This is a genomic window from Lentzea sp. CA-135723 (assembly GCF_050936595.1).
GTDB lineage: Bacteria > Actinomycetota > Actinomycetes > Mycobacteriales > Pseudonocardiaceae > Lentzea.
Genome location: NZ_JBNJMK010000001.1, coordinates 5831127 through 5844291 on the forward strand (window position 1 = coordinate 5831127; position 13165 = coordinate 5844291).

11 protein-coding genes are annotated in these 13165 nt (G+C 68.1%); 6 read left to right on the plus strand and 5 right to left on the minus strand.

The window, feature by feature from the left end; translation table 11 throughout:
• The first annotated feature begins 1 nt into the window (after nucleotide 1).
• Both ACQEU1_RS26865 and ACQEU1_RS26870 read left to right on the plus strand, forming a co-directional pair.
• Nucleotides 2-1435, plus strand: a complete 1434-nt coding sequence (locus ACQEU1_RS26865; protein WP_433207220.1) for a CCA tRNA nucleotidyltransferase — start codon at nucleotides 2-4, stop codon at nucleotides 1433-1435.
• Between the two features lie 98 nt (nucleotides 1436-1533).
• Complete coding sequence (locus ACQEU1_RS26870; protein WP_433207223.1) at nucleotides 1534-1788, plus strand: response regulator transcription factor; 255 nt, start codon at nucleotides 1534-1536, stop codon at nucleotides 1786-1788.
• Here the strand turns inward: ACQEU1_RS26870 and ACQEU1_RS26875 are convergent.
• Complete coding sequence (locus ACQEU1_RS26875; RefSeq protein ID WP_433207226.1) at nucleotides 1717-3057, minus strand: MFS transporter; 1341 nt, start codon at nucleotides 3055-3057, stop codon at nucleotides 1717-1719. The genes ACQEU1_RS26870 and ACQEU1_RS26875 overlap by 72 nt on opposite strands.
• 238 nt (nucleotides 3058-3295) lie before the next feature.
• On the opposite strand from ACQEU1_RS26875, the gene ACQEU1_RS26880 reads away from it, so the two are divergent.
• Complete coding sequence (locus tag ACQEU1_RS26880) at nucleotides 3296-3874, plus strand: YqgE/AlgH family protein (protein WP_433207229.1); 579 nt, start codon at nucleotides 3296-3298, stop codon at nucleotides 3872-3874.
• A gap of 61 nt (nucleotides 3875-3935) precedes the next feature.
• Here the strand turns inward: ACQEU1_RS26880 and ACQEU1_RS26885 are convergent, their stop codons facing one another.
• Complete coding sequence (locus ACQEU1_RS26885; protein WP_433207232.1) at nucleotides 3936-4340, minus strand: SdpI family protein; 405 nt, start codon at nucleotides 4338-4340, stop codon at nucleotides 3936-3938.
• A gap of 65 nt (nucleotides 4341-4405) precedes the next feature.
• On the opposite strand from ACQEU1_RS26885, the gene ACQEU1_RS26890 reads away from it, so the two are divergent.
• Both ACQEU1_RS26890 and leuS read left to right on the plus strand, forming a co-directional pair.
• A complete protein-coding gene (locus tag ACQEU1_RS26890; protein WP_433207235.1) occupies nucleotides 4406-5362 on the plus strand; it encodes an esterase-like activity of phytase family protein in 957 nt (318 codons plus the stop codon).
• 152 nt (nucleotides 5363-5514) lie between these two features.
• Nucleotides 5515-8292, plus strand: coding sequence for a leucine--tRNA ligase (leuS, locus tag ACQEU1_RS26895; protein WP_433207238.1), 2778 nt, complete (start codon nucleotides 5515-5517; stop codon nucleotides 8290-8292).
• 52 nt (nucleotides 8293-8344) lie between these two features.
• Here the strand turns inward: leuS and ACQEU1_RS26900 are convergent, their stop codons facing one another.
• Together ACQEU1_RS26900 and ACQEU1_RS26905 are read right to left on the minus strand one after the other, a co-directional pair.
• On the minus strand, nucleotides 8345-9082 hold the full coding sequence (locus ACQEU1_RS26900; protein WP_433207241.1) for a hypothetical protein: 738 nt from the start codon (nucleotides 9080-9082) through the stop codon (nucleotides 8345-8347).
• A 41-nt stretch (nucleotides 9083-9123) separates the two neighbouring features.
• Nucleotides 9124-9834, minus strand: a complete 711-nt coding sequence (locus ACQEU1_RS26905; RefSeq protein WP_433207244.1) for a TetR/AcrR family transcriptional regulator — start codon at nucleotides 9832-9834, stop codon at nucleotides 9124-9126.
• A 112-nt stretch (nucleotides 9835-9946) separates the two neighbouring features.
• Between ACQEU1_RS26905 and ACQEU1_RS26910 the strand changes: the two genes are divergently transcribed.
• Nucleotides 9947-12070: an MMPL family transporter gene (locus ACQEU1_RS26910; RefSeq protein WP_433207247.1), complete on the plus strand. Its 2124-nt coding sequence runs from the start codon at nucleotides 9947-9949 to the stop codon at nucleotides 12068-12070.
• Here ACQEU1_RS26910 and ACQEU1_RS26915 read toward each other — a convergent pair.
• Entirely contained in the window at nucleotides 12001-13077 is a 1077-nt protein-coding gene (locus tag ACQEU1_RS26915; protein ID WP_433207250.1) for a cytochrome D1 domain-containing protein, read from the minus strand. The two genes, ACQEU1_RS26910 and ACQEU1_RS26915, sit on opposite strands and share 70 nt — an antisense overlap.
• Nucleotides 13078-13165 lie beyond the last annotated feature (88 nt).

The window sequence follows — 13165 nt, forward strand, 5'->3', positions numbered from 1 at the left end:
CGTGTCTCGATCGCTCCAGCAGAATGCGGTGGTGGAAAAGCCCGCCATCACACCTGTCGTCGCCGAACTCGCCGCCCGGTTCGCCGCCGACGGCAAGCGCCTCTACCTCGTGGGTGGAAGTGTGCGCGACGCCGTGCTGGCGCGCCCGACGAACGACTTCGACTTCACCACGGACGCCCGGCCCGCCGAGATCCAGCGGCTGCTGAAGGGCTGGGCCGACGCGCAGTGGGACACCGGCATCGCGTTCGGCACGGTCGGGGCGTCCAAGCACGGCGAGATCATCGAGATCACGACCTTCCGCGCGGACGTCTACGACGGCGTGACCCGCAACCCCGAGGTCACGTTCGGCGACTCGATCGACGGCGACCTGGTCCGGCGCGACTTCACCGTGAACGCGATGGCGTTCGACATCGCGGCCTCCGAGTTCGTCGACCCGACAGGCGGCCTGCAGGCGGCGCGCGAGGGCGTGCTGGACACCCCGGCGACCCCGCAGGAGTCGTTCGGCGACGACCCGTTGCGCATGCTGCGCGCGGCCCGGTTCGTCTCCCAGCTCGGCTTCACGGCGGCGCCGCGCGTCGTCGAGGCGATGCGGTCGATGGCAGCCGAGCTCACCCGCATCACGCCGGAGCGCGTGCAGGTGGAGCTGTCGAAGCTCCTGTGCGGGGCGCACCCCCGCCGCGGCATCGAGCTCATGGTCGAGACGGGTCTGGCGGACATCGTGTTGCCAGAGCTCACGGCCATGAAGCTGGAAATCGACGAACATCATCAGCACAAGGACGTCTTCGACCACTCGCTGGTTGTGCTGGAACAGGCAATTGATCTTGAAGATGTTGATCAGTCACCCGATCTGGTGCTGAGGATCGCCGCGTTGCTGCACGACATCGGCAAGCCGGCGACCCGGAAGTTCGAGTCCGGCGGCGGGGTCTCGTTCCACCACCACGAGGTCGTGGGCGCGAAGATGGTCCGCAAGCGCTTGCGGGCGTTGCGGTACTCGAAGGAGATCACCGAGGACGTCGCCAAGCTCGTCTACCTGCACCTGCGGTTCCACGGGTACGGCGGTGGCGAGTGGACCGACTCGGCCGTGCGCCGGTACGTGACCGACGCCGGTGACCTGCTGACCCGGCTGCACAAGCTCGTCCGTGCGGACTGCACGACCCGCAACAAGCGCAAGGCGAACCTGCTGCGCCGGACGTACGACTCTCTCGAGGAACGCATCGCGCGCATCGCGGCCGAAGAGGACCTGGCGCGCGTGCGTCCGGACCTCGACGGCAACGAGATCATGAAGCTGCTCGGCCTGCCGCCGGGCCGCGAGGTCGGTGCCGCGTGGAAGTTCCTCAAGGAGCTGCGGCTGGACCGCGGGCCGCTGGAGCGCGACGAGGCGGAGGCCGCGCTACTCGACTGGGCGCGCGAACAGGGGATCACCCCTCCGGCCTAGTTACTCATCGTGAGTGAATGCAATCCCCGCGTTAGCGAAGTGTCAGCGGGGCGCGGCACCATGTGAAGTGCGCCAGGGGGCGCATGGGGGTGGTGCAGATGTCTTCTCAACGACTTTTCGCAGGTCCGGCGGTGTACGACCTGGCCGTCCTGACCGACGACCAGCGCGCGGTGCTGAGGTGCATCGCGCGCGGTCACGCCGACCACGAGATCGCGCGCGTGCTGGGTCTCGCGCAGCGACGGGTGCTCGACGAGGTGGCGGAGATCCTGCGTCGCCTGGATCTACCCGATCGAGTGGCTGCTGTCGTTTTCGCGCACGAGGCCGGGATGCTGCACCTGCCGTTTCCGCGCTGACAACGTGAGGAAGCCGGCCAGGCCGACGAAGTAGAGCGCGGCGGCCGCGAGCATGAGCACGGGGGCGCGGCCGTTGAGCGGGACGACCATCGCCGTGATGGTCACCGCGGTGACCTGGGCGACGTTGAACAGCGTGTCGTAGAGGGCGAACACGCGGCCGCGCACCTCGTCGGGGATGTCGTGCTGCACGGCGGTGTCCACGCACAGCTTGACGATCTGACCGGCGAAGATGACGAAGAAGCTGGCCGCGAGGATGGTCGGCAGCGTCATCGGCAGCCCGAGGCCGACCTGGGCGGCGGCGCTCAGCAGCAACGCTCCGCAGACCGTGCGCGTCACGCCGAACCTGTCGACGATCCGGTCGGTGAGGATGCCGGCGAGCAGCACACCGGCACCGCCGGCGACCGCGACCTCGCCCAGCCCGCCGATGCCCGCCTTGAGGATGCCGACGTCCTCGAGGCTGTAGCGCATCAGCAGCAACGTGATCATCAGGCTGATGCCGAACGCGGCCCGGTGAGCCAGCACGGCGGCGAGCGCTGCCGTGACGCTCGGCGTCCGCCAGGTGGCCTTGGCGCCGTCCAGCAGACCGCGCGCGACGGCCATGAACGCGTTGTTCGGCTCGTCGACCTCGTCCGGCCCGAGCACCCCGGGCTTGAACCGGCTGGCGATGAACGCGCTGGTCAGGAGCCCGACCACGGCGATGCTGGTGGTCCACCCGGACCCGCCGTCACCGGCGCCGAGGATCGTCCGGAACCCGATCGCGCACGAGGCACCGACCACGGCCATGATCGCGCCGGCCGTCGTGGCCAGCGCGTTCGCCTCGACCAGGTGGTCTTCCGGCACGACGTGCGGCAGCGACGCGCTCAGCCCCGCCCCGACGAACCGCCCGATGCCCATGACGATGAGCGCGGAGACGTACAACGGCAGGTCGCTCAGCCCCGCCCCGACCGCACCGGCCGTGAGCAGCACGAACACGGCCCGCGTGATGTTCGCGGCGACGATGACCTTCTTGCGGTCCCACCGGTCGAGCAACGCGCCGGCGAACGGCCCGATGACCGAGTACGGCAGCAGCAAGACGGCGAACCCGGTCGCGATGGCCAGCGGATCGGCCTGCCGCTCGGGGTTGAAGAGCACGGCCCCGGCGAGTCCGGCCTGGAAGAGCCCGTCGCCCCACTGCGAGGCGAGTCTGGTGGCGAGGAGTCTGCGGTAGGCGGGGATGCCGAGGAACCGGCGTGATCCCCAGTGGTGCTTCTCCACCGCAAGCGTTGTCACCGTTGCACTCTATGCGCGTGGTGGTGAAAACCACGAAAGCCGGACCTCACGGTCCGGCTCCCCTGGTGCCGGATGCCAGGTCGCCTCACGGCGCGTTGCACTACGCGGCTCCAGCCGAACGGTATTCCGCGAAGGCGGTTGTCTGTTGAGCCCGGGGGACACAAAGACATCCGACACCTCAGTCTAACGGGGCGCGGCCCTGAGTTGTTCCGGCGATCACGGGTGATTTCATGGTGACGTGCGTCCCGATGACGAAGTCGAAGTCGAGCCAGGCTCCCTCTTGGTGGCCGCTCCGAGCCTGAACGACCCGAACTTCACACGCACCGTCGTCTACATCATCGACCAACGCCCCGAGGGAACCCTCGGCGTCGTGCTGAACCGACCGTCCGAGGTGGCCGTCCACGACGTGCTCCCGCCGTGGGGCGAGCACGTCACCAAGCCGCAGGCCATCCACATCGGCGGCCCGGTGGAGCAGAAGACCGCGCTGTGCCTGGCCGCGCTGAAGCCCGGCACCGACCCGTCGACCGTCGAAGGCCTCGTCAGCGTGCAGGGCCCGGTGGCGCTGGTGGACCTCGACGCCGACCCGGACGACCTGATGCCGTTGGTGCGCGGCCTGCGGGTGTTCGCGGGGTACAGCGGCTGGGGCGAGGGGCAGCTGCAGGGCGAGATCGACCGCGGTGACTGGATGGTCGTCACCGGCCTGGCCGACGACGTGCTGGTGGGCGCGAACGTCGACCTGTGGGGCCGCGTGCTGCGCCGCCAGGGCATGCCGCTGGCGTTGCTCGCGACCTACCCGAAGGACGTCCGGGACAACTGATTCACGTGAAACGTGCGAAAAAGGCCGGATCATCGAGTGATCCGGCCTGTTCGGAAGGTTTCTAGAGCCCAGCGAGGGGCGAGCAGCCGCCGCCACCGCAGGCGCACCCGCCGCAGCCCTTCGGCTGGACCGGCTCCGGCACCATGGCCGCGGCCTTGCTGCCCATCACGCCACCGGCGAACGCGATCACCAGCGCGCCGACCAGCCCGATGATCCCTGCCGTCACCGCCAGGTCCGCCATCACGAACGCCATGGCGCCGGACACGACCGCGACGACACCCGCCGCGACGTTCGGCACGCCGGCGACGCGGTTGGCCAGAGCGAACGTCTCCTCGTCACGCACGGCGGCGGCGGTGCGCACGCCGACGTAGCGGTTGCGGCGCAGCTTGCCCTGCAGACCCAGCAGACCGACCGCGCCGAGAGCGACGCCGAGCACACCCAGGACGACCGACAGCACGATGTTCACCCCATGAGGGTAAGGCGAATCCTCAGTTCACCCTCCAGTCACCCCGGTCAGGTGTGCTGAGCGCCATGTTCAGACGACTCCTGCTCGTCCCCGTGATGCTCGGTCTGTTCGCCGTTCCGGCGCAGGCGCACGGCCCCGAAGTCCGGTTCCTCGGCCAGCACGTGCTGCCGAAAGGCCTGGTCGTGGACGGTACGACGGTCGGCGGCATCTCCGGTCTCGACTACGACCCGCGTTCCAGGAAGTGGATCCTGATCAGCGACGACCGGGTCGCGCCCCGGTTCTACGAGGGCAGGCTCGACCGGTCGAAGGTCGAGTTCACCGCCGCGCGCTCCCTGACCGGCCCGAACGGTCCGTACGCGCCCGGCACCGTCGACCCGGAGGACGTCCGCGTCGACTCGTGGACCGGCGACCTCCTGTGGAGCCAGGAGGGCGACCGCACGCCGACCACGCTCATCGACCCGTCCGTGCAGTTCAGCCGCAAGGACGGCAGCTTCAAGCAGGCGCTGCCGACGCCGGAGTCGCTCAAGATGAAGCCCGAGTCCGGGCCGCGGCAGAACCAGGCGTTCGAAGGCCTCACGTTCGCGCTCGGCGGCACCCTCGTCGTCACCGCGCTCGAAGGTCCTCTCGTCACGGAACCTCCGGCGACGGTCGAGAAGGGCGCCGTCAGCCGCGTCTTCGTGCAGACCCGCACGGGCCGGCCGGTCGCGACCTACCGCTACCAGCAGGAGCCGTTGTTCGCGGCGGACGCGAGCACGGGCGTGACGGCGATCCTGGAGCGCTCCCCCGGTGTCTACCTCGTCCTGGAGCGGTCGTTCAGCCCGACGCTCGGCAACAAGGTCCGCCTCTTCGAGTACCGGCCGCTGCAGAACAAGAAGCGGTTCCTGGCCGACATCGGCACCTTCACCAAGCCGGACAACCTCGAAGGCATGGCCTGGGGCCCGGACGGCACGTTGTGGCTGGTCTCGGACGACAACTTCAGCGCGTCCCAGGTCACCCAGTTCATCGCGCTTGCCCTGCGCTGATACCGTTGACGACATGAGCACGGCCCGCCTGCTCCTTATCTAGCCGCGACGACCCGCTCGAAAGACGGTCGGCGCGGCCACCCTCCATGCCCTTCTGGGCTGGGGGGTTTCGTCATGTCAGGGGCAGGAACAGACGTGAGAGGGACGTTGAGATGAGCACGGACGCGGCGGAGATCCCCGCCTACCGCTACACCGCCGAGCTGGCGAACCAGATCGAGGAGCGGTGGCAGCGGTACTGGGAGGACCACGGCACCTACTACGCGCCCAACCCCGTCGGCGCGCTCAAGGGTGACGTGCCCGCGGACAAGCTGTTCGTGCAGGACATGTTCCCGTACCCCAGCGGCGCGGGCCTGCACGTCGGGCACCCGCTGGGCTTCATCGGCACGGACGTCTTCGCGCGGTACCACCGCATGAACGGCCGCAACGTGCTGCACACCATGGGTTTCGACGCGTTCGGCCTGCCGGCCGAGCAGTACGCGGTGCAGACGGGCCAGCACCCGCGCAAGACCACCGAGGACAACATCAACACCTACCTGCGCCAGATCCGCAGGCTGGGTCTGGGGCACGACGAGCGCCGGCGCATCTCGACCATCGACCCCGAGTACTACAAGTGGACCCAGTGGATCTTCTTGCAGATCTTCAACTCCTGGTACGACGCGGACGCGCGGAAAGCCCGTCCCATCACGGAGTTGATCTCGCAGTTCGAGTCTGGCGAGCGGGACGTTCCCGGTGGCCAGACGTGGTCTGAGCTGTCTTTTGCCGACCAGCAAAGGATCTTGGGCGATTTCCGCCTGGCCTACATGTCGGAGGCGCCCGTCAACTGGTGTCCCGGACTGGGTACTGTCTTGGCGAACGAAGAGGTCACCGCGGACGGTCGCAGTGAGCGTGGCAACTTCCCGGTGTTCAGGAAATCCCTGCGCCAGTGGATGATGCGCATCACCGCGTACTCGGACCGGCTGATCGACGACCTGGACCGGCTGGACTGGCCGGACAAGGTCAAAGCCATGCAGCGCAACTGGATCGGGCGCTCGCACGGTGCCCGAGTCCGATTTGCGGTGGGAAGCGAGAACATTGAGGTCTTCACGACCCGTCCGGACACGCTGTTCGGCGCGACCTACATGGTCCTGGCACCGGAACACGAGCTGGTGGACCAGATTGCGACGCCCGATCGCGTGGCAGACATCGCCGCGTACCGGCGCGCAGCGTCCCTGAAGTCCGAACTGGACCGTCAGGAGAACAAGGAGAAGACCGGCGTCTTCATCGGGGCGTACGCCAAAAACCCGGTGAACGGCAAGGAAATCCCCGTCTACATCGCCGACTACGTCCTGATGGGCTACGGCACCGGCGCGATCATGGCCGTCCCCGGCCAGGACCAGCGCGACTGGGACTTCGCGGTCAAGTTCGACCTGCCGATCATCCGCACGGTCCAGCCGTCGGAGGGCTTCGAGGGCGACGCCTACACCGGCGACGGCCCGGCCGTGAACAGCGGCTTCCTGGACGGCATGGCGATCGACAACGCCAAGAAGACCATGATCGGCTGGCTGGAGGAGAACGGCGCCGGCCACGGCACCGTCCAGTTCAAGCTGCGCGACTGGCTGTTCAGCCGCCAGCGCTACTGGGGCGAGCCCTTCCCGGTCGTCTACGACGAGCACGGCACCGCCATCGCGCTGCCCGAGTCGATGCTGCCCATCGAACTGCCCGAGGTCGACGACTACTCGCCGCGCACCTTCGACCCGGAGGACGCGAACACCGAGCCGTCCCCGCCGCTGTCGCGCGCCACCGAGTGGACCACGGTCGAACTGGACCTGGGCGACGGCATGAAGACCTACCGCCGCGACACCAACACCATGCCCAACTGGGCAGGCTCCTGCTGGTACCAGCTGCGCTACGTCGACCCGGTCGAGACCGAGCGGTTCGTCAACCCGGAGAACGAGAAGTACTGGCTGGGCCCGCGCACCGCGGAACACGGCGTCAACGACCCGGGCGGCGTGGACCTGTACATCGGCGGCGTCGAGCACGCCGTCCTGCACCTGCTGTACTCCCGCTTCTGGCAGAAGGTCCTGTTCGACCTGGGCCACCTGTCCGGCGACGAGCCGTACCGCCGCCTGTTCAACCAGGGCTACATCCAGGCGTACGCCTACGTGGACCCGCGCGGCGTCTACGTCCCGGCCGACGAGGTCGTCGAGCAGGACGGCAAGTTCACCTACAACGGCGAAGAAGTACGCCGCGAATACGGCAAAATGGGCAAGAGCCTGAAGAACGTCGTAACCCCGGACGAAATGTGCGAGCGCTACGGCGCAGACACCTTCAGGTTCTACGAGATGTCCATGGGCCCGATGGACGTCTCCCGCCCGTGGGCGACCAAGGACGTAGTAGGCGCCCAACGCTTCATGCAGCGCCTGTGGCGCAACCTGGTCGACGAGACCGACGGTTCCCTGCGCGTGTCCTCCGAGGAGCCGTCAGCAGAAGCCCTGCGCCTGCTGCACAAGACGATCGCCGGCGTGCACGACGACTACGCCAACCTGCGCTACAACACCGCAGGCGCGAAGCTGATCGAACTGAACAACTACGTCACCAAGCACTACGCGTCCGGCACTCCGCGGGCCCTGGCCGAGGCCTTGGTCCTGATGCTGGCCCCGCAGGCCCCGCACGTGGCCGAGGAACTGTGGTCGAAGCTGGGCAACGAAACGTCCCTGGCCCACGGCCCGTTCCCGGCAGCAGACGAGCAGTACCTGGTCGAGGACACGGTCGAATACCCGATCCAGGTCAACGGCAAGGTCCGCTCGCGCGTGGTCGTGTCGGCCTCCGCAGCCCAGGACGAGATCAAGGCAGCGGCCCTGGCCGAGGAGAAGATCGCAGAACTGGTGGCAGGCGGCGAACCCCGCAAGGTCATCGTGGTCCCAGGCCGCCTGGTGAACATCGTTCTGTAGCACCAAAGAGAGAGCCGGTGCCGCCCGCACGAAGGGCGGCATCGGCTCTTTTCTACGGCAACGCCGGATCGATCTCGGCCCACGCCTCAGGCGCTGGCCCGAACGCGCGCCGAGCAGCCCGAACCGCCAGCGTGGCGACGGTGGCATTGGCAGCGCCCCCGATGAGGGCGCCGATCCCGAACGGAACCGCTCGCCCAAGCACGATGATCCCCTGCTTGGTCCCGTACTTCGTGACGAAGTTCCTGCCCAGCACCTTGTTGATCTGCTTCAAAGTCGACAGCGGCACCGCACTCACCAGCTGCCGAGCCCAATGCTGACCAGTCCGCTCAGCGATCTTCCCGATGCTCTTGGATCCGGACTCCCCCAGCAGAATTCCCAGCACCAGAGTCCGCCGCCGTTCGATCTCGTCGAGCGGAACACCGTGCACCTCAGCGACCGACAGCACGAACAGGGTGCTCAACTCCAGCGAGGACAGCGCTTCCCCGGCCGACAAGGCCAGCGAGATCCCGGTGCCGACTCCAGGCGCGGCAGCAGCACCTCCAACCGCGGCCCCAGTGCCGGCGAGAGCGCTGACGTACATCTTCTCCAGAACCCCGATGACCTCTTCCGGCGTAGCCGAGGGGTTGCGCTGCCGAGCGCGGGCGATGTTCTTGCGCACCAAGGACGACTGGAGGCCGATGGCCTTGTCGACCAGGTCGAGGATGGCCTGGCCAGGGCCACCCGAAGACGGGACGGGTTCTTCAGGAGCAGGCAGGTCAACGGACTCTGCCGCGTTGTTGGCGTCGACCACGGGTCGTATGTCGCCGAACACCCGACCAGCGCTACAAGCACTCAGCTCTCGACGAAGCCGATGTCCGTCAGCATCTGGTCCAGCATCGAGTCGAACATCGGCTCCGGGTTGCTCACCGCGAACGGGAACCGCCCGAACACCTCCAAAGCCACGTGCCCGTACAGCCGAACCCACGACTGCACCACGTGGTAGATCTTCCCGAGGTTGAGCGCGTCGACCGGCAGCGTCACGCCGTGCTCGGCCACCGCGTCCCGCAGCACCTGCTGGAACCGCACCAGGTCCTCGTGCAGCACCGCGGGCACCGGCTCGTCCACGTGGTTCGCCGCCGGGTTGGACGCGATCAGCGGCCCGGCCAGCTGCAGGAACACCGCACCGAACTGGTCCGCGCCGATGGGATCGCGCGGCGAGGCGAATACCAGCGCGAACTCCTGCGGGTGGGCGAGCGCCCAGCGGCGAAACGCGTGGCACACGGTGCGCACCTTGCAGCCCACGTGACCTGACGGCTCCGCGGCGAGGTCCGCGTGCAAAGCGCCGGCCATGTCCGCGCAGATGTCGTCGCAGAGTTGGCGCAGCAGGGCGTCGTGGGAGTCGTAGTAGCGGTAGAGCGCTGGTGCGGTGATGCCTAGTTTGCGGGCGATGGCACGCAGGGTAACCGCGTCGCGGCCGCTTTCCACCAAAAGGGCGCGGGCCGCTTGCCGAATCTCACGCTCGGTCTCGGCGCGGAGTCGTTCTCGGCGAGTGGCCTCGGTCATATGTCACTCCATCGGGTTGTAGACCCCGGTCACGTCCCCGTACGGTTTCAGTGAACGGTGTTTACAAGAGTTCACGGGATTTACAGCACGGTAACCCAGGAGGCCGTCGTCGATGTTCGCGAAGTGGGGCTCGATCGCATATCGCCGCCGGTGGGTGGTCTTGGTCGCGACGGTGTTGCTCGCCGTGCTGGGTGGCGTGTGGGGGCTGGGGGTCTTCGACAAGCTCAGCCAGGGCGGCTACGAGGCTCCTTCCAGTGAGGCTGCGCGGGCCGACAAGGTAGCCGAGCAGGCGTTCGGGCGGCAGAACGGTGACGTGATCGTCATTTATCGCGGCGATTTCGCGAACCCGCTCGAGCTCAAGAAGGTCGCCGACCACATCAGCGGCTTCCCGAAGGACGACGTGCTCAAGGCCGTCGGGCCGGTGCCTTCGGACGACAAGCAGCAGGCACTCGTCGCCATCACGCTCAGCAGCGGTGACTCGAACGAGCAGATCAAGCAGTTCCAGGACATCCAGTCGCAGCTCGAGATCGACGGCTTCGACAACCAGGTCGGCGGGCTCGTGCCGACCCAGAAGGCCATCAACGACATGTCCCAGGAGGACCTGACGCGCGCGGAGATGTTCTCGCTGCCGCTGGTCCTGCTGCTGCTCGTGATCATCTTCGGTGGTCTCGTGGCCGCGTCCCTCCCGGTCGTGGTCGGCGGTCTCGCGATCATGGGCGCGCTCGGCGTGCTGCACGCCGTCGCTCTGTTCACCGACGTCAACTCGTTCGCGGTCAACGTCGCCTCGTTGCTCGGCCTGGGCATGGCGATCGACTACGGCCTCTTCATGGTCGGCAGGTTCCGCGAGGAACTCGCCCAGGGCCGCACCACCGAACAGGCGGTCGGCCGCACCGTGGCGAGCGCAGGCCGCACGGTCGTGTTCAGCGCGACGCTGCTGGTCATCGCACTCGCGGGCCTCCTGCTCTTCCCGCACGGCTTCCTCAAGTCCCTCGCGTACGGCGGCGTGAGCTCGGTCGCGATCGCGGCACTGGTGTCGGTCACGCTGCTGCCCGCGTTGCTCGGCGTGCTCGGCAAGCGGGTCGACAAGCTCGCGATGCCGTGGCGCAAGAAGGAGCCGAGCGAACGCGGCTGGCGCAAGCTCAGCGGCGCGGTCATGAAGCGGCCGGTGCTGATCGCGCTGCCGATCATCGGTGTGCTGGTCGCGCTCGGCTCGCCGTTCCTCGGTGTCCAGTTCGGCCAGGTCACCGAGAAGGTGCTGCCGGAGGGCAACGCCATCCGGGCCGCCACCGAGAACATCAACCAGAACTTCTCGGCGCTCTCCAACACCGGCTTCAAGATCGTCGTCCAGGGCGGCCAGGACGCCGAGGTCCAGCAGTACCTGGCCAAGGTCAAGGACGTCCCGGGCATCGGCGAGGTCCAGCCGACCGGCCAGGGCAACGGCGTCACGGCCGCGTCCGCCGGGCTCGAGCACGACGCGCTGAGCGAGGAGTCGAAGCAGGCGCTCAAGGACGTCCGCGCACTGCAGGCCCCACAAGGCGCCGAGGTGCTGGTCGGCGGCAACACCGCGATCGTGAGCGACTCGCTCGACGCCATCGCGGACGGCCTGCCGCTGATGGTCACGCTGCTCGTCGGCGCGACGCTGATCCTGATGTTCCTGGCGTTCGGCTCGGTCGTGCTGCCGATCAAGGCCGTGCTGATGAGCGCGCTGTCGTTGTCGGCCACGTTCGGCGTGCTGGTCTGGATCTTCCAGGACGGCCACGGCGCCGACTGGCTCGGCGTCACGCCGGGACCGCTGGAGTCCGGCATCGTCGTGCTGATGGCGGCCATCGTGTTCGGTCTGTCGACGGACTACGAGGTCTTCCTGCTCAGCAGGATGGTCGAGGCCCGCGGCCAGGGCGCCACGACGGAAGAAGCCGTGACGACGGGCCTCGCGAAGACCGGCCGGGTGATCACCTCGGCCGCGTTGCTGCTGATCGTGGTGACCGGTGCGTTCGCGTTCTCGCAGGTCGCGATGATGCGGTTCGTCGGCGTCGGCATGATCCTGGCCCTGGCGCTCGACGCCACCGTGGTCCGGATGCTGCTCGTGCCGGCCGTGCTCAAGCTCCTCGGCAACGCCGCGTGGTGGTCACCGGGTCCGCTCAAGCGCATCCAGGAACGCCTCGCGCTTCACGACGAGCCGGTGGACGACCTGGACGACTTCGACGACGAGGTCCGCAGGCCCGTCCCGGTGGGCTGAGGCGGGAAGGCGATCATGGCCGCGTCGAACTGGCGCGGCCTCGCCTCCAGGTCGCCCGTCTTCATCAGGTACGTCGTGAGCACCGCGTTCGTGCTGTCCAGCACCGTCGTCGTCGCGCCGGTCGCGAGGAACACCCTCGTGTCCCCCGGCGCGATGGCGACGTTCGGCGTGTCGATGGGCAAACGTTCGCGCACGGTCAGAGAAGCCGCGTCCACCACCACGACGGACCGCTCCTTCGGCAACGTCAGGTAGACCGTCGAGCCGTCCGCGGTGACGGCGATGCTGCCCGCCCCCCTGCCGACCGGAAGCGCGCCGACCACCTGGTTCGTGGTCGTGTCGATCACCGTCAACGTGCCGGGGGTCCTGTCCCCGAGCTGCATGCTGCTCACGTACAGGCGCTTGCCGTCCGGCGAGATCGCCAGGTGCTGCGGCAACCCGCCGACCTGCACCGTCGCCGTCTGGAACGCCGTCGCGGTGTCGATCAGACCGACCGTGCCGTCCTGCGAGTTCGCGACGTAGAGGATCCGGTTGTCCGGGTGCACGGCGAGCCCCTGCGGCTGCCCGCCTGCCTTGACCACGGCCACGAGCTCGAAGTTCTCGGGGTTCACCACCGCCACGCCGCCGCTGGCCGAGACGTAGAGCCGCTGGCCGTCCGGGCGCATCGCCGCGTGCGAGAGCGTGACCTGGGTGAAGATCCGGTCGACGATCTCGCCGGTGCGGGGGTCGACCGCGGTGATCGTGCCGGTCCACCCGTTGATCACGTAGAGCCGTCGCCCGTCGGGCGACACCGCGAGACCCGTCGCCCGGCCGCCCGTGTCGGTCTGCACGAGAACGGCACCTGTGCTGGTGTCGATGACCTGCACGAGACCGGTCTTGCCCACCACGTAGGCGAGCGGTGCGATCGACGAGGAAGAAGTGGTCGTGTACTCGTGTCCTTGATGGACACCCATCGCCGCGAAGGCCGCTGAGAGCGCTAGAACCGCGGCCACGAGGCGTGGCTTTGCCATACGCCCGATGGGAACACTTCCGGGTGCTTTCGATCCACTTCAGTCACTCGACCGAGGGAAATCTTTGCCTGGATGTAGTACGACCGTG